This window comes from Pseudomonas sp. FW305-20 (genome assembly GCF_058788075.1).
In genome coordinates, this window is the sequence record NZ_JBYTAJ010000003.1 from 14,958 (window position 1) to 31,598 (window position 16,641).

At 58.5% G+C, this 16,641-nt stretch carries 19 protein-coding genes and 1 tRNA gene; 2 read left to right on the forward strand and 18 right to left on the reverse strand.

From position 1 onward, the window contains the following. Positions 1–12: 12 nt before the first annotated feature. The 12 genes from rlmN to trmJ all read right to left on the reverse strand — a co-directional run bounded on the left by rlmN (position 13) and on the right by trmJ (position 9,113). Complete coding sequence (gene rlmN, locus AC3WP4_RS03455; protein WP_074873948.1) at positions 13–1,161, reverse strand: dual-specificity RNA methyltransferase RlmN; 1,149 nt, start codon at positions 1,159–1,161, stop codon at positions 13–15. A gap of 28 nt (positions 1,162–1,189) precedes the next feature. Next, positions 1,190–1,615, reverse strand: a complete 426-nt coding sequence (ndk, locus tag AC3WP4_RS03460) for a nucleoside-diphosphate kinase (RefSeq protein WP_007903599.1) — start codon at positions 1,613–1,615, stop codon at positions 1,190–1,192. Between the two features lie 92 nt (positions 1,616–1,707). Continuing rightward, positions 1,708–1,908, reverse strand: coding sequence for a Fe-S cluster assembly protein IscX (iscX, locus tag AC3WP4_RS03465; protein ID WP_008147746.1), 201 nt, complete (start codon positions 1,906–1,908; stop codon positions 1,708–1,710). Positions 1,909–1,922: 14 nt separating this feature from the next. Then, entirely contained in the window at positions 1,923–2,264 is a 342-nt protein-coding gene (gene fdx / locus AC3WP4_RS03470; RefSeq protein WP_102616122.1) for an ISC system 2Fe-2S type ferredoxin, read from the reverse strand. A 2-nt stretch (positions 2,265–2,266) separates the two neighbouring features. Continuing rightward, positions 2,267–4,129 carry a Fe-S protein assembly chaperone HscA gene (gene hscA, locus AC3WP4_RS03475; protein ID WP_102616123.1) on the reverse strand — a complete coding sequence of 621 codons (1,863 nt, stop codon included), beginning with the start codon at positions 4,127–4,129 and terminating at the stop codon, positions 2,267–2,269. Between the two features lie 51 nt (positions 4,130–4,180). Then, complete coding sequence (gene hscB / locus AC3WP4_RS03480) at positions 4,181–4,702, reverse strand: co-chaperone HscB (protein ID WP_008070981.1); 522 nt, start codon at positions 4,700–4,702, stop codon at positions 4,181–4,183. Between the two features lie 8 nt (positions 4,703–4,710). Continuing rightward, positions 4,711–5,034 (reverse strand): iron-sulfur cluster assembly protein IscA, encoded by a 324-nt coding sequence (iscA, locus tag AC3WP4_RS03485; RefSeq protein ID WP_007903589.1) that lies wholly within the window; start codon positions 5,032–5,034, stop codon positions 4,711–4,713. Positions 5,035–5,068: 34 nt separating this feature from the next. After that, positions 5,069–5,455: a Fe-S cluster assembly scaffold IscU gene (gene iscU, locus AC3WP4_RS03490; protein WP_003443374.1), complete on the reverse strand. Its 387-nt coding sequence runs from the start codon at positions 5,453–5,455 to the stop codon at positions 5,069–5,071. Positions 5,456–5,539: 84 nt separating this feature from the next. Beyond that, positions 5,540–6,754, reverse strand: a complete 1,215-nt coding sequence (locus AC3WP4_RS03495; protein WP_074873944.1) for an IscS subfamily cysteine desulfurase — start codon at positions 6,752–6,754, stop codon at positions 5,540–5,542. Positions 6,755–6,804: 50 nt separating this feature from the next. Then, positions 6,805–7,296, reverse strand: coding sequence for a Fe-S cluster assembly transcriptional regulator IscR (gene iscR / locus AC3WP4_RS03500; RefSeq protein ID WP_007903581.1), 492 nt, complete (start codon positions 7,294–7,296; stop codon positions 6,805–6,807). Positions 7,297–7,563: 267 nt separating this feature from the next. After that, positions 7,564–8,340 (reverse strand): serine O-acetyltransferase, encoded by a 777-nt coding sequence (cysE, locus tag AC3WP4_RS03505; protein WP_007903579.1) that lies wholly within the window; start codon positions 8,338–8,340, stop codon positions 7,564–7,566. 2 nt (positions 8,341–8,342) lie between these two features. After that, positions 8,343–9,113, reverse strand: a complete 771-nt coding sequence (gene trmJ / locus AC3WP4_RS03510; protein ID WP_102616124.1) for a tRNA (cytosine(32)/uridine(32)-2'-O)-methyltransferase TrmJ — start codon at positions 9,111–9,113, stop codon at positions 8,343–8,345. Positions 9,114–9,259: 146 nt separating this feature from the next. On the opposite strand from trmJ, the gene suhB reads away from it, so the two are divergent. After that, positions 9,260–10,078: a type III secretion system regulator SuhB gene (suhB, locus tag AC3WP4_RS03515; RefSeq protein ID WP_007982736.1), complete on the forward strand. Its 819-nt coding sequence runs from the start codon at positions 9,260–9,262 to the stop codon at positions 10,076–10,078. Positions 10,079–10,331: 253 nt separating this feature from the next. Here the strand turns inward: suhB and AC3WP4_RS03520 are convergent, their stop codons facing one another. The 6 genes from AC3WP4_RS03520 to queA all read right to left on the reverse strand — a co-directional run bounded on the left by AC3WP4_RS03520 (position 10,332) and on the right by queA (position 16,412). Beyond that, the gene (locus AC3WP4_RS03520) at positions 10,332–10,886 is read right to left on the reverse strand and encodes a glycine zipper 2TM domain-containing protein (protein WP_076028537.1); all 555 of its coding nucleotides are present in this window, start codon (positions 10,884–10,886) and stop codon (positions 10,332–10,334) included. 120 nt (positions 10,887–11,006) lie between these two features. Beyond that, on the reverse strand, positions 11,007–11,921 hold the full coding sequence (gene secF, locus AC3WP4_RS03525; RefSeq protein WP_076028538.1) for a protein translocase subunit SecF: 915 nt from the start codon (positions 11,919–11,921) through the stop codon (positions 11,007–11,009). 9 nt (positions 11,922–11,930) lie between these two features. Beyond that, entirely contained in the window at positions 11,931–13,799 is a 1,869-nt protein-coding gene (secD, locus tag AC3WP4_RS03530) for a protein translocase subunit SecD (protein ID WP_074873940.1), read from the reverse strand. A gap of 63 nt (positions 13,800–13,862) precedes the next feature. After that, complete coding sequence (yajC, locus tag AC3WP4_RS03535; protein ID WP_007903559.1) at positions 13,863–14,198, reverse strand: preprotein translocase subunit YajC; 336 nt, start codon at positions 14,196–14,198, stop codon at positions 13,863–13,865. A 43-nt stretch (positions 14,199–14,241) separates the two neighbouring features. Next, positions 14,242–15,357: a tRNA guanosine(34) transglycosylase Tgt gene (tgt, locus tag AC3WP4_RS03540; RefSeq protein ID WP_162130615.1), complete on the reverse strand. Its 1,116-nt coding sequence runs from the start codon at positions 15,355–15,357 to the stop codon at positions 14,242–14,244. A gap of 5 nt (positions 15,358–15,362) precedes the next feature. Next, the gene (queA, locus tag AC3WP4_RS03545; protein WP_074873938.1) at positions 15,363–16,412 is read right to left on the reverse strand and encodes a tRNA preQ1(34) S-adenosylmethionine ribosyltransferase-isomerase QueA; all 1,050 of its coding nucleotides are present in this window, start codon (positions 16,410–16,412) and stop codon (positions 15,363–15,365) included. A gap of 107 nt (positions 16,413–16,519) precedes the next feature. Between queA and AC3WP4_RS03550 the strand changes: the two genes are divergently transcribed. Continuing rightward, positions 16,520–16,604, forward strand: a tRNA-Leu gene (locus AC3WP4_RS03550). Positions 16,605–16,641 lie beyond the last annotated feature (37 nt).

Consider the following 16,641-nt stretch of genomic DNA (forward strand, 5'->3'; position numbering starts at 1 on the left):
AGAGATCCTCTCTTAATTATTGTTCGCAGCGTTCTGTGCGATATCGTTTTCGGCGCTCAACTCGCGCACGGCGATATAACGTTCGCTGCGACGGGTGCGATCCAGCACCTGTCCTACCAATTGGCCACACGCGGCATCGATGTCTTCACCGCGGGTGGTGCGGACGGTGACATTGAAGCCGGCATGGTGAAGCTGATCCTGGAAACGACGAATCGCGTTGTTGCTCGGACGCTCGTAACCGGAATGCGGGAACGGGTTGAACGGAATCAGGTTGATCTTGCACGGGATGTTCTTGAGCAACTCGATCATCTCAACGGCATGTTCAACCTTGTCATTGATGTCCTTGAGCAAGGTGTACTCGATGGTCAGCACGCGCTTCTCGCCCAGGGACGACATGTAGCGCTGGCACGACTCGAGCAGCATCTTAAGCGGATATTTCTTGTTGATCGGCACCAATTGGTTACGCAATGCGTCGTTCGGTGCGTGCAGGGACAACGCCAGGGAGACGTCGATGTGCTTGGACAGCTCATCGATCATCGGCACCACACCCGATGTAGACAGGGTTACGCGGCGCTTGGAGATCCCGTAGCCCAGGTCATCCATCATCAGATGCATGGCGGCCACGACGTTGTCGAAGTTCAGCAGCGGCTCACCCATGCCCATCATCACCACGTTGGTGATGGCACGGTCGGCGGTCGCCGGGATGCTGCCGAACGATTTATTGGCAATCCACACCTGGCCGATCACTTCGGCGGCGGTGAGGTTACTGTTGAAACCTTGCTTGCCGGTGGAGCAGAAACTGCAATCCAGGGCACAGCCTGCCTGGGACGAAACGCACAAAGTGCCGCGTTTGCCCTGGGGAATGTACACGGTCTCGACGCAGCTGCCGGACGCCACGCGCACCACCCACTTGCGGGTGCCGTCGGTGGAAATGTCCTCGCTGACAACTTCAGGACCGCGAACTTCGGCAATAGCCTTGAGCTTGTCGCGCAAGGCCTTGCTGACGTTCGTCATGGCGTCGAAATCATCGACGCCAAGGTGGTGAATCCATTTCATTACCTGACCGGCACGGAAACGCTTCTCCCCGATCGAGTCGAAGAATTTTTCCATTTCCTGTTGAGTCAGACCCAGCAGGTTAGTTTTTACAGTCGATGTAGTCATGGATTCACCTTCACTCTTAAGCCAATGCTTAGCGAGTGGTTACTTCAGTAGCTGCGAAGAAGTACGAGATTTCGCGAGCAGCAGCGGCTTCGGAGTCCGAACCGTGTACAGCGTTGGCGTCGATGGAATCAGCGAAGTCAGCGCGGATGGTGCCGGCAGCAGCTTCTTTAGGGTTGGTAGCGCCCATCAGCTCACGGTTCAGAGCGATAGCGTTTTCGCCTTCCAGAACCTGAACGACAACCGGACCGGAGATCATGAAAGCAACCAGGTCGTTGAAGAAACCACGAGCGCTGTGCTCAGCGTAGAAGCCTTCAGCTTCCGCTTTGGACAGTTGCTTCAGTTTCGAAGCTACAACGCGCAGGCCAGCTTTTTCGAAACGAGTGGTGATCTCGCCGATAACGTTTTTTGCAACAGCGTCAGGCTTGATGATGGAGAAAGTACGTTGAACAGCCATGGTGTAACTCCAGAAACGGTAATTTGCGAAAAATTAAACCCGCGAATTATACGCGGGTTCTTGGGTATTGCCTAACTGCATACGGCGCAGACTCAGTCTGCTTCTTCGATCCAGGCGGCCTGAATGGCTTCAAGCACCTTCTCGCCACCGCGGGTCGGATCATCACTGAACTCCGGCAATGCCAGCACCCATTTGTGCAGATCGACGAAGTTCACATAACGCGGATCCACATCCGGCTTGGATTCAGCCAGCTGGATCGCGATTTCCAGCACATCAACCCATTTCAGACTCATTTCAGTTCCTTGAATCAGTGCGGCGCTTCAGCCGCATGGTTGACCGAGTATTTTGGAATTTCGACAGTCAGGTCTTCATTCCCGACAATCGCCTGACAGCCTAGACGCGATTGCGCCTCCAGACCCCAGGCACGATCCAGAAAGTCTTCTTCCAGCTCATCCGCTTCTTCCAGCGAGTCGAAACCTTCGCGGATGATGCAATGGCAGGTGGTGCAGGCGCAGACGCCGCCACAGGCGCTTTCCATCTCGATATGGTGTTCGTGGGCCAGCTCGAGAATGGAGATGCCAGGCTCGGCCTCCACCACCATGCCGTCCGGGCAAAACTTATCGTGCGGCAGAAAAATGACCTGTGGCATCGTTATTCCTCAATCTCATTCAGGTTGCGCCCCGCCAGCGCGGCTTTCACCGTCGAGTCCAGGCGGCGAGCAGCAAAGGCGTCGGTCACTTGCGACAGACGCTTGGTCTGCTGCTCGATGGCGTAACCATCAGTACCTTTCATCAGTTCGGTCAGTTCTTGCATCTGCAATTCGATGACCATGCGCTCTTCGGCGTCGAGCAAGCGCTCGCCATCGACGTCGAGGGCGCCCTGCACCGCTTCGATCAGGCGCTGCGCATCGACCTGCTGTTCACGCAAGACACGAGCGACCTTGTCGTCGCTGGCGTGCTTGAAGGAATCCTTGAGCATCTTGGCAATTTCGCCGTCCGTCAGACCGTAGGACGGCTTGACCTGGATGCTGGCCTCAATGCCCGAACCCAGCTCGCGGGCAGAAACATTGAGCAGACCGTCGGCATCGACCTGGAAAGTCACGCGAATCTTCGCCGCACCGGCCACCATCGCCGGAATGCCGCGCAATTCGAAGCGCGCCAGGGAGCGGCAGTCGCTGATCAGCTCGCGCTCGCCCTGCAATACGTGGATCGCCATGGCCGACTGGCCATCTTTATAAGTCGTGAAGTCCTGAGCGCGGGCAACAGGGATGGTGGTGTTGCGCGGAATCACCTTCTCCATCAGGCCGCCCATGGTTTCCAGCCCCAGGGACAACGGAATCACATCGAGCAGCAGCAGTTCATCGCCATCGCGCTTGTTGCCGGCCAGCGTATCAGCCTGGATCGCGGCACCGATGGCCACCACTTGATCCGGATCGATTTCGGTCAGCGGCTCGCGACCGAAGGCTTCTGCGACGGCTTCGCGGACGCGAGGCACACGGGTCGAACCGCCCACCATGACCACCGCATGCACTTCGTCCAGCTCGATGCCGGAATCACGCACAGCGCGGCGACAGGCTTTCAGGCTGCGGGCAACCATTGGTTCGATCAGCGTATTGAAGGCTTCACGGGTCAACTCGGCTTTCCAGTCGCCATAAGTGACTTCAACGGACGAAGCATTGGTCAGCGCTTCTTTGGCCGCACAAGCGGTTTGCAGCAGATTGCGTTGCGCACCCGGATCGAGGTCGGCGGACAGACCGGCGCTCTCGATGATCCAGCCAGCGATGGCATGGTCGAAGTCATCGCCGCCCAGCGCGCTGTCGCCGCCGGTAGCCAAAACCTCAAACACACCGCCGGTCAGGCGCAGGATCGAAATATCGAACGTGCCGCCGCCCAGGTCATAAATGGCGACCAGGCCTTCAGCGTGCTGATCCAGACCGTAAGCCACGGCGGCGGCAGTCGGCTCGTTGAGCAGCCGCAGCACGTTAAGGCCAGCCAGTTTGGCCGCATCCTTGGTGGCTTGACGCTGAGCATCGTCGAAATAGGCCGGAACGGTGATTACCGCACCTACCAGTTCGCCACCCAACGTCGCTTCGGCGCGCTGACGCAGCACCTTAAGGATATCGGCGGAGACTTCGACCGGGCTTTTCGGGCCCTGGATCGTGTCGATGAACGGCATGTGCGACTCGCCGCCGACGAAGCGGTACGGCAGTTGATCGCCCAATTGCTTGACGTCGGACAGACCACGACCCATCAAGCGCTTGACCGACAGCACGGTGTTCAAAGGGTCGGTGGCGGCAGCCAGCTTGGCCGACTCGCCCACTTCAACGCGATCAGCGTGGTAGCGCACCGCGGACGGCAGGATGACCTGCCCGTCAGCGTCAGCCAGAGGCTCGGAAAGACCACTGCGTAACGCAGCGACCAGCGAATTGGTAGTGCCCAAGTCGATCCCCACAGCCAGACGACGCTGGTGCGGTTGAGGACTTTGGCCGGGTTCGGCGATCTGCAGTAGGGCCATCGTTATCAGGACTTATCTGTATATCAGGCGTGCGACCGGAGCGGCACTGGGTTAATCGTCGAGGCGCTCTTCTAACTGGCGCACTTCGTAGGTGAGCTTGTCGAGGAACTGCATGCGCCGCATCAGGCGTTCGGCCTGTTCACGTTGCGCTGCATCATCCCAACAGGCCGCGAAGCTTTCGTTCAGTTCATCCTGCGCAGTCTTCAGGCGACGCTTGAACACTGCAACACCCGCCAGGTCGGCGCTGTCTTGCAGGTCTTCGAGCTCTTCACGCAGCTCCATCTGCTGCAGAAGAAACTCCGGATCATGCACCGTGACCTCCAGCGGCAGCTCGCGACCGCCCATGGCGAGCAAGTAACGCGCGCGCTTTGGGGGACTTTTGAGCGTCTGGTAGGCCTCGTTGAGGCTCGCGGATTGCTCTAGCGCCAGCCGCTGCTCGCGCTCGGAAGCGTCTGCAAAGCGGTCCGGATGAACACCGCGCGCCAACTCACGGTAGCGCGTGGCCAACTGATCGAGATCCAGACGGAAGCTCGGTTTCAGCTCAAATAAAGCGAAATGACAAGGAGTACCCACGAGCAGCCTCAGATATTGAAGCTTTCGCCGCAGCCACATTCACCGCGAACGTTGGGGTTGTTGAACTTGAAGCCTTCGTTCAACCCTTCCTTGACGAAATCGAGTTCGGTACCGTCCAGGTAGGCCAGGCTTTTCGGGTCGATGATCACTTTCTCGCCATGACTTTCGAACACCTGATCCTCTGCAACCACCTCGTCGACAAACTCCAGCACGTAGGCAAGGCCGGAACAGCCTGTAGTGCGAACACCCAGACGAATTCCTTCACCTTTGCCGCGCCCGTTGAGGGAGCGTCGCACGTGTTGAGCAGCCGCTTCTGTCATGCTGATAGCCATCGGTGACTCCTTACTCGTCGCCAAATCTTGAAAGTCAGATCAAGCCTTTCTTCTGCTTGTAGTCGCGAACGGCCGCTTTGATAGCGTCTTCAGCAAGTACGGAGCAGTGAATTTTTACTGGCGGCAGAGCCAGTTCTTCGGCCAGCTGAGTGTTTTTGATGGTCTCTGCTTCATCCAGAGTCTTGCCTTTCATCCACTCGGTCGCCAGGGAGCTGGAGGCGATAGCCGAACCGCAACCGTAGGTCTTGAACTTGGCGTCTTCGATGATGCCTTGCTCGTTGACCTTGATCTGCAGGCGCATCACGTCGCCGCACGCCGGAGCGCCGACCATGCCGGTGCCGACATCTGGGTCTTCCGCGTCCATCTTGCCGACGTTGCGCGGGTTCTCGTAGTGGTCGATGACCTTTTCGCTGTAAGCCATGATTCTTAATCCTCACTCATCAGAGAGTCGCTCTTGAAGCCCTGCGCCCGAAGGTTCGCAGGGCCGGTTTGCGGCGACTTGAAATCAGTGTGCCGCCCACTCGATTTTCGAAATGTCGACACCGTCTTTGTACATGTCCCACAGCGGCGACAGAGTGCGCAGCTTGGTAACGGCCTCGCAGACTTTCTGCGCGGCGTAGTCGATTTCTTCTTCGGTGGTGAAACGGCCGAAGGTGAAGCGAATCGAGCTGTGTGCCAGTTCGTCGTTGCGGCCCAGGGCGCGCAGTACGTACGAAGGCTCAAGGGAAGCCGAGGTGCAGGCCGAACCGGACGAAACCGCCAGATCCTTGAGCGCCATGATCAGCGACTCGCCTTCAACGTAGTTGAAGCTCAGGTTCAGGTTGTGCGGTACGCGGGCGGTCATGCTGCCGTTGATGTACAGCTCTTCCAGGCCTTCGACCTGCTTGAAGAAGCGGTCACTCAGGGCCTTGATGCGGATGTTCTCGGCAACCATGTCTTCCTTGGCTACGCGGAAGGCTTCGCCCATGCCGACGATCTGGTGAGTCGCCAGGGTGCCGGAACGCATGCCACGTTCGTGACCGCCGCCGTGCATGGTCGCTTCGATGCGAACACGCGGCTTGCGGCTCACGTACAGTGCGCCGATGCCTTTAGGGCCGTAAGTTTTGTGGGCAGAGAACGACATCATGTCGACTTTCAGCTTCGACAGGTCGATATCGACCTTGCCGGTGGACTGAGCAGCGTCGACGTGGAACAGGATGCCCTTGGAGCGGGTCAGTTCGCCGATGGCTGCGATGTCGTTGATGGTGCCGATTTCGTTGTTCACGTGCATGACCGAAACCAGGATGGTGTCGTCGCGCAGGGCGGCTTCGATCATCTCCGGAGTGACCAGGCCATCAGTGCGAGGCTCGATGTAGGTGACTTCAAAGCCTTCACGCTCCAGTTGGCGCATGGTGTCGAGGACAGCCTTGTGCTCAATCTTGGTGGTGATCAGGTGCTTGCCTTTGGTGGCATAGAAATGCGCCGCACCCTTGATTGCCAGGTTGTCGGACTCGGTGGCACCGGAGGTCCAGACGATTTCACGCGGATCGGCGTTGACCAGGTCAGCGACCTGACGACGAGCGTTTTCGACGGACTCTTCAGCTTTCCAGCCGAACACGTGGGAACGGGACGCCGGGTTACCGAAGTTTCCGTCGACCAGCAGGCATTCACTCATCTTTTGCGCGACACGCGGATCAACCGGGGTGGTCGCAGAGTAATCAAGGTAAATCGGCAATTTCATGGACTATCTCCTAAATCAGGCTGGCTGGCGTGCCGCTAGCTCTTTGGCTGTCATTCGACGGCGGACGCTTCAATCTTGTCCAGGCGTGGCGCCTTGCTGTTGCAACGGCGCTGATCCTGACGCTGGGCTACTTCTTGTACCTCACGGCGAGTGACAAGGTCAGCCAAGCTGATACCGCTGAGAAATTCGTGAATCTGCAGGCTCAGATCGCACCACAAGTGGTGGGTCAGACAGGTGTCGCCTTGATGGCAATCACCCTGGCCCTGGCATTTGGTGGCATCGACCGATTCGTTCACCGCATCGATCACCTGGGCGACCTGGATACCCTGCATGTCGCGCGACAGCTGATAGCCGCCGCCCGGACCACGGACGCTGGACACCAGATTGCTGCGGCGCAATTTGGCGAAGAGCTGTTCGAGGTAGGACAGGGAGATGCCTTGGCGCTCGGAGATATCGGCCAGGGACACCGGCCCGTGCTGCGCGTGCAACGCCAGGTCAAGCATGGCGGTCACGGCGTATCGGCCTTTTGTAGTCAGTCGCATGGACAATTACCACGGAATTCGGAATGGGGCGAGTATGCAATTCCCGAGTATTTAAGTCAACTATAAGACCTAGTGCTTTACTCGGGATTACCCGCAAAAGAGCGGCCGCATCATAACAAAGGCTGGCGGCGTACAGCCAGCAATTGCGCGTTATCGTTCATCGCGAGCAGGCTCACTCCCACACCAGACCTTCGTCGAACACAGAATATGTGGGCACAGAAGATCCAATGTGGGAATGAGCCTGCTCGCGATTGAAGTCGACGCGGTTTAGCTGGCCTGGCTCTGATCCTTGTCCTTCACACAGGCAAAGTCTTCTTCGCGCAGCTCAGGCAGATCTTTCGCACAGTAATTACTGCCCAGGTCTTTCAGCGCCCCGCACATCCCCTCCAGGCGCCCATCAACCGCCTGCAAATGATCGAGCAACTGATTGATGGCACGCGCCACCGGGTCCGGCATGTCTTCACCCACCCCATAGGCATCGAAACCGATCTTCTCAGCCATGGCCTTGCGCTTGGCGTCCTGCTCTTCATCGGACTTGACGATGATCCGGCCCGGAATCCCCACCACTGTCGCCCCGGGCGGGACCGCCTTGGTGACCACGGCATTGGAACCAACCTTGGCGCCGGCACCGACAGTGAACGGGCCAAGCACCTTGGCCCCCGCTCCGACCACTACGCCATCTTCAAGCGTCGGGTGGCGCTTGCCCTTGTTCCAGCTGGTGCCGCCGAGGGTTACGCCCTGATAAAGGGTGACGTCATTGCCGATCTCAGCAGTTTCACCGATGACGATGCCCATGCCATGGTCGATAAAGAAGCGACGACCGACCTTGGCACCCGGATGGATTTCGATCCCGGTCAACCAGCGACCGAAGTTCGACACCAGTCGCGCCAGCCACTTCCAGCCCATGCCCCACAGAGCTGACGACAAGCGGTGGATCCAGATGGCGTGCATGCCCGGGTAGCACGTCAGAACTTCAAAGGCGTTGCGCGCTGCCGGATCACGATGGAAAACACTCTGGATATCTTCACGCAAACGCTCGAACATTTTTAATCCTTCCGCTTAAGAAGCTCACCACGGGCCGCTTTCTGGGTTTCCGTGAGAATGCCACGCAATATATTCATTTCCGCCCGGCTGACCGAGCTGCGTCCGTACAACCGGCGCAGGCGCGCCATCAAGTGCCGAGGCTTTTCCGGATCGAGGAACTCAATGGCCACCAGGGTTTGCTCCAGGTGCTCATAGAATCGCTCCAGCTCATCCATGGTCGCCAGCTCAGCGCTTTTGACGGAGGCCACTTCTTCCTTCTCGACCTTGCTTGGCTGGCCTTGGGCCGCCAGCCAGGACATGCGCACTTCATAACTCAACACCTGCACCGCCGCCCCAAGGTTCAGCGAACTGAACTCAGGGTCTGATGGGATGTGCACGTGATAATGACATCGCTGCAGCTCTTCATTGGTCAGGCCGGAATCTTCTCGACCAAAGACCAAGGCAATCTCGGCACCCTGCGCTGCCTCCTCGACCACTTTCACGCCGCATTCGCGGGGATCGAGCAACGGCCAGGGAATGCGACGGTCACGGGCGCTGGTGCCGAGCACCAGATTGCAGCCGACCAAGGCATCTTCCAAGGTGGCGACGACTTGCGCGTTTTCAAGGATGTCACCGGCACCGGAAGCACGAGCATCGGCCTCGTGGTGCGGGAACAACCGCGCTTCGACCAGCACCAGCCGCGACAGGCCCATGTTCTTCATGGCACGCGCAGCACCGCCGATATTCCCGGGGTGGCTGGTATTGACCAGGACGACACGAATGTTTTGCAGCAAGGGAGGCGCTCTCGAACACTTTAATGGGGAGCAGAATCTTACAGCTCAACCTACCGTTAAGCTATGAAAGCGAACACCGACCTTCTCCTGTAGAAACTTTCTGATAGAATGCCCGGCTTTCTTTAACAACCTTAGGTGACACATCCATGCAGCCCATGCTGAATATCGCGCTGCGCGCCGCCCGCAGCGCCAGTGAATTGATCTTCCGCTCCATCGAGCGCCTGGATACCATCAAGGTCGACGAAAAAGACGCCAAGGATTACGTATCCGAGGTGGATCGCGCCGCTGAGCAAAAAATCATCGACGCGCTGCGCAAGGCCTACCCGAATCACTCGATCATGGGTGAAGAAACCGGCATGCACGCCGGCACCGGGATCGAAGGCGAAGAGTACCTGTGGATCATCGACCCACTGGACGGCACCACCAACTTCCTGCGCGGCATTCCTCACTTCGCTGTCAGCATCGCCTGCAAATACCGCGGTCGCCTGGAACACGCTGTGGTTCTGGACCCGGTTCGCCAGGAAGAATTCACCGCCAGCCGTGGTCGCGGCGCTCAACTGAACGGTCGTCGTCTGCGCGTTAGCGGCCGCACCAGCCTGGACGGCGCCCTGCTGGGTACCGGCTTCCCGTTCCGCGATGACCAAATGGACAACCTCGACAACTACCTGGGCATGTTCCGCGCCCTGGTTGGCCAGACTGCCGGCATCCGCCGCGCGGGCTCGGCAAGCCTGGACCTGGCTTACGTAGCGGCCGGCCGTTTCGACGCCTTCTGGGAGTCGGGCCTGTCCGAGTGGGACATGGCTGCAGGCGCCCTGCTGATCCAGGAAGCTGGCGGCTTGGTGAGCGACTTCACCGGCGGTCACGACTTCCTTGAGAAAGGCCATGTCGTTGCCGGTAACACCAAATGCTTTAAAGCAGTACTGACGGCCATCCAGCCGCACCTGCCGGCCTCGCTGAAACGCTAAGCGAGCAGCCACAAAAAAGCACCTCTCGGGGTGCTTTTTTTATGCCTGAAATCCAATTCCCGAAAACACCACAGGTTCAATGTGGGAGCGGGCTTGCTCGCGAAAGCGGTGTATCAGCCACCGTCAATATTGAATGTGAAGCCGCCTTCGCGAGCAAGCCCGCTCCCACAAGGGATTGGTGGTGAGGCATAAATCCCGGGCACAAAAAAAGCACCCCGCAGAGTGCTTCTTTTTGATTTTGGCAATCAGCTGATTATTGAGCTGGAGCCGGCTCGTTCTGCGACAGGACCAATTTACCGTCCTTGTCGACCGGAATCTGGTTGCCCGGATCGCGATCCATCCGCACTTTGCCTTCCTTGCCATCCAGCGAATAACGCACGTCGTAACCTACAACCTTGTCGCTGATGTCATGCACCGTGTTACAGCGGGTTTGAGTCGTGGTGTAGGTGTCACGCTCCTGCATGCCTTCCTGCACCTTGTTACCCGCATAACCGCCGCCGACCGCACCGGCCACTGTGGCGATCTTCTTGCCAGTACCGCCGCCGATCTGATTACCCAACAGACCACCCGCCAGCGCACCAACCACCGTACCGGCGATCTGGTGTTGATCTTTTACCGGCGCTTGCCGGGTAACCGCTACGTCCTTGCACACTTCACGTGGCGTCTTGATTTGCGTCTTGACCGGTTCAACGGCTAGAACTTGCGCATATTCAGGGCCGCTATTAACCAGCTTGTAGGTGGCAACAGCACCCCCGGCTGTTACACCGACAGCACCCAATACCGCACCAACCAGCAACGACTTGTTCACATGAACCTCCTGACCATCACATACGGGACAAGCCCGCGCTTCTCCCAGCCTTGGAGCATAAAAAAAGGCGCGAGTTCAATACTCGCGCCTTTTCGGCCGACAGCTGGAAAACGATAGCCGTTATGGGCGGTCGTCGACTTCCTTGTCGGTAGCCACTGCCGGGATCAGATCCTCGGTGCTCAGGTTCAGCCAGATCAGCACGACGTTGGCGATGTAGATCGACGAGTAGGTACCCGCCAACACACCGATAAACAGCGCTATAGAGAAGCCGAACAGGTTGTCGCCACCAAAGAACAACAGGGCCGCGATCGCCAGCAAGGTGGAGATCGACGTCGCCATGGTCCGCAGCAGGGTTTGCGTGGTCGAGATGTTGATGTTCTCGATCAGGGTCGCCTTGCGCAGTACGCGGAAGTTCTCACGAACCCGGTCGAACACCACGATGGTGTCGTTGAGCGAGTAACCGATAATCGCCAGCACCGCCGCCAGCACTGTCAGGTCGAAGGTGATCTGGAAGAACGACAGGATACCGATGGTCACGATCACGTCGTGAATCAACGAAACGATGGCACCGACCGCGAACTTCCACTGAAAGCGGAAAGCCAGGTAGATCAGGATGCCGCCGAGCGCCATCAGCATGCCGAGGCCGCCCTGGTCGCGCAGCTCTTCACCGACCTGAGGGCCGACGAATTCGACGCGCTTGACCGTTGCCGGGTTATCGCCGCCAACCTTCAGCAGCGCTTCTGCCACTTGATGACCCAGCTGCGGGTCTTCACCTGGCATACGCACCAGCAAATCGGTAGTCGCACCGAAGCTCTGAACGACCGCATCGTTATAACCCGATGTAACCAGCTGCTCACGCACCTTGGTGACGTCGGCCGGACGCTCGTAGGTCAGCTCGATGAGCGTACCGCCGGTGAAGTCCAGGCCCCAGTTCATGCCCTTGGTGGCGACACTGAACAATGCCAGTGCCGTGAGGAACAATGTGACGCCGAACGCAAAGTTGCGAACGCCCATGAAGTTGATTGTACGTAACATGGCAGCCCCTTAAATCCACAACTTCTTGAAGTCACGACCGCCGAAGATCAGGTTGACCATCGCGCGGGTCACCATGATGGCCGTGAACATCGAGGTAAAGATCCCGAGGGACATGGTCACTGCGAAGCCCTTGACCGGGCCGGTGCCCATTGCAAAGAGAATCCCGCCGACCAACAAGGTTGTCAGGTTGGCGTCGAGAATCGCGGTGAATGCCCGGCCGAAGCCTTCGTTGATTGCCCGTTGCACGCTCATGCCCGCCGCGATCTCTTCACGTATCCGCGAGAAGATCAGAACGTTGGCGTCGACGGCCATACCCATGGTCAACACGATACCGGCGATACCCGGCAGGGTCAGCGTTGCACCCAGCAGCGACATCAGGGCCAGCAGCAGCACCATGTTCACCGCCAGCGCGACGGTGGCGATGATGCCGAAGAAGCGGTAGATGGCGATGATGAACAGCGAGACAAACAGCATGCCCCACAGCGATGCATCGATACCTTTGACGATGTTGTCGGCACCCAGGCTTGGGCCAATGGTGCGCTCTTCAGCGAAGTACATTGGTGCAGCCAGACCACCGGCACGCAGCAGCAGCGCCAGTTCGGACGACTCGCCCTGACCGTTCAGGCCGGTGATGCGAAATTGAGCACCCAGCGGCGACTGGATGGTCGCCAGACTGATGATCTTTTTCTCTTCCTTGAACGTCTGGACCGGCACTTCTTTCTCGACGCCGTTAACCACTTGCTTGACGTAAGAGGTAACCGGACGCTGCTCGATAAAGATCACGGCCATGCTGCGACCGACGTTGCTGCGAGTCGCACGACTCATCAGCTCGCCACCGTGGCCATCCAGACGGATGTTCACTTCCGGCGTGCCTTGCTCGCCGAAGCCAGCCTTGGCGTCAGTCACCTGGTCGCCCGTGATGATCAAGCCACGCTCGATCTGTGCGGGCGGACGATTGCCTTCACGGAACTCGAAGGTTTCGGAAGTGGCTTTCGAAGCGCCTGGCTCGGCAGCCAGACGGAACTCAAGGTTGGCCGTCTTGCCGAGGATACGCTTGGCTTCGGCGGTGTCCTGCACGCCCGGCAGCTCAACCACGATGCGGTTGGCGCCCTGGCGCTGAACGATTGGCTCGGCAACACCCAGCTCGTTGACGCGGTTACGTACCGTGGTCAAGTTCTGCTTGATGGAGTATTCGCGGATTTCCGCCAGCTTGGCCGGGGTCATCGCCAGACGCAGTACCGGCTGCCCATTGAGGTCGGCCGGAACAATATCGAAATCGTTGAAGCTCTTGCGGATCAGCGCACGGGCTTGTTCGCGGGCTGCTTCATCAGTGAAGCCCAACTGAATGGCACCGTTGAGTTGCGGCAGGCTGCGATAGCGCAGTTTCTCTTTACGCAACAGGCTCTTCACATCGCCTTCGTACACTTTCAAGCGAGCGTCGAGGGCTTTGTCCATATCCACTTCCAGCAGGAAGTGCACGCCACCGGACAAGTCCAGACCCAGCTTCATCGGGTGCGCGGCCAGGCTGCGCAGCCATTGCGGGGTGGTTTGTGCCAGGTTCAGTGCAACGACGTAGTCATCACCCAATGCCTTGCGCACGACGTCTTTGGCAGGTAGCTGGTCTTCAGCCTTGGTCAGACGAATCAGACCGCCCTTGCCGTTTTCCGCCAGGGTGGCAGCCTTGACGTTGATCCCGGATTCCTTGAGCGCTGCGCTCACACGATCCAGATCAGCCTGATTGACCTGCAGCGAAGTGCTTGCACCGCTGACCTGAATGGCCGGGTCATCAGGATATAGATTGGGAGCGGAATAAATCAGACCGACCGCTAGCACCGCCAGGATCAGAATGTATTTCCACAGAGGGTATTTGTTCAGCATCACGCCGCCCGCTTATGACGCGGGGCGCCTTGCGCGCCCCGTCGATTGAGTAGAAGTTGGAACTTAGATCGCTTTGAGCGTGCCTTTTGGCAGCGTGGCGGCAATGGCGCCTTTCTGGAACTTCATTTCGACGGTGTCGGAGACTTCCAGTACAACGAAGTCGTCGGACACTTTGGTGATCTTGCCGGCGATACCACCGGTGGTCACAACTTCGTCACCTTTTTGCAGGCTGCCCAGCAGGGTTTTCTGCTCTTTGGCGCGCTTGGCCTGTGGACGCCAGATCATCAGGTAGAAGATGACCAGGAAACCGACCAGGAAAATCCACTCAAAGCCGCCGCCCATTGGGCCTGCAGCAGGTGCAGCAGCGTCAGCCATGGCATTAGAGATAAAAAAGCTCATTTAGCACTCCAGTTGCAAATGTTGAATCTTGGGGTCAGAAAACTCAGTCCAAAGGCGGAACAGGTAACCCGCGTTTGGCGTAGAAGGCATCGACAAAGGCGGCCAATGTACCCTGTTGAATAGCCTCGCGCAAACCAGCCATAAGCACCTGGTAATGGCGCAAATTGTGGATGGTATTCAACATGCTACCCAGCATTTCGCCACACTTGTCCAGATGGTGCAGATAAGCACGGGAGAAGTTCTGGCAGGTGTAGCAATCGCAGGTCGGATCCAGCGGCGAATCATCATGGCGATGGAACGCGTTACGGATCTTCAGCACGCCTGTATCAATGAACAGATGCCCATTGCGAGCATTACGGGTTGGCATCACGCAATCGAACATGTCCACACCGCGGCGCACACCCTCAACCAGATCTTCCGGTTTGCCAACGCCCATAAGGTAACGAGGTTTGTCAGCCGGCATCTGACCCGGCAGGTAATCCAGCACCTTGATCATCTCGTGCTTCGGCTCGCCCACCGACAGACCGCCAATGGCCAGGCCATCGAAGCCGATCTTGTCGAGGCCTTCCAGGGAGCGCATGCGCAAATCCTGGTGCATGCCGCCCTGAACGATGCCGAACAGTGCCGCCGTGTTGTCGCCATGGGCTTCTTTCGAACGCTTGGCCCAACGCAACGACAGCTCCATCGAGACCCGCGCGACGTCTTCGTCGGCCGGGTACGGGGTGCATTCGTCAAAGATCATCACGATGTCCGAGCCCAGGTCGCGCTGGACCTGCATCGACTCTTCCGGGCCCATGAACACTTTGGCGCCGTCGACCGGAGAAGCGAAGGTCACGCCCTCCTCCTTGATCTTGCGCATCGCGCCCAGGCTGAACACCTGGAAACCGCCGGAGTCGGTCAGAATCGGGCCTTTCCACTGCATGAAATCGTGCAGGTCGCCGTGCTTCTTGATCACTTCGGTGCCAGGGCGCAGCCACAAGTGGAAGGTGTTGCCCAGAATGATTTCCGCGCCCGTGGCGGTGATATCCCGCGGCAACATGCCCTTGACCGTACCGTAGGTGCCCACCGGCATGAAGGCCGGGGTTTCTACGGTACCGCGTGGAAAGGTCAAACGACCGCGACGAGCCTTGCCGTCGGTAGCAAGTAACTCAAACGACATACGACTCATACTGTTTCCTCAGGGCCGCGTGGCGCCGGATTACGGGTGATAAACATCGCATCACCGTAGCTGAAAAAGCGGTAACCATGCTCCACCGCTGCTTTATAGGCAGCCATGGCTTCGGGATAACCGGCAAACGCCGAAACCAGCATCAACAGCGTGGATTCGGGCAAATGGAAGTTGGTGACCAGGGCATCGACCACATGAAACGGCCGGCCCGGGTAGATAAAGATGTCGGTGTCGCCACTGAACGGCTTGAGCACGCCATCACGCGCGGCACTTTCCAGGGAACGCACGCTGGTGGTGCCCACCGCCACCACGCGACCACCGCGAGCGCGGCAGGCTTCGACGGCATCGACCACGTCCTGGCCGACTTCCAGCCATTCGCTGTGCATGTGGTGATCTTCGATCTTCTCGACACGCACCGGCTGGAAGGTGCCAGCGCCGACGTGCAAGGTCACGAACGCCGTCTCGACGCCCTTGGCGGCAATCGCCTCCATCAGCGGCTGATCGAAATGCAGCCCCGCCGTCGGCGCCGCCACCGCGCCCAAACGCTCGGCGTAGACCGTCTGATAACGCTCGCGGTCCGAGCCTTCATCCGGGCGGTCTATATAAGGAGGCAACGGCATGTGCCCGACGCGGTCGAGCAGCGGCAACACCTCTTCGGCGAACCCCAACTCGAACAACGCGTCATGGCGCGCCAGCATCTCGGCTTCGCCACCACCGTCGATCAGGATCTTCGACCCCGGCTTCGGCGACTTGCTGGACCGCACATGGGCCAGCACGCGATGACTATCGAGCACCCGCTCCACCAGAATTTCCAGCTTGCCGCCGGAAGCTTTCTGGCCAAACAGCCGCGCCGGAATCACCCGGGTATTGTTGAACACCATCAAATCGCCCGGACGCAAATGCTCGAGCAAATCAGTGAATTGACGGTGTGCCAGGGCGCCGCTGACCCCATCAAGGGTCAACAGGCGACTGTTGCGACGCTCAGCCAAAGGATGGCGGGCGATCAGCGAATCAGGGAGCTCGAAGGTAAAGTCAGCAACGCGCATGATGGGGTTCGTCTAGCAGGGCCGGGAAGTCTAGCGGAAATATCAAAAATTCTCCATGTACCTGATTGACCGACGGTTATCTCATCTCTATACTTCGCCGCCATTGAGCCCTGATGGCGGAATTGGTAGACGCGGCGGATTCAAAATCCGTTTTCGCAAGAAGTGGGAGTTCGAGTCTCCCTCGGGGCACCAAAATTAAGAAAGGTCTTGCTTTGCAAGGCCTTTTTTT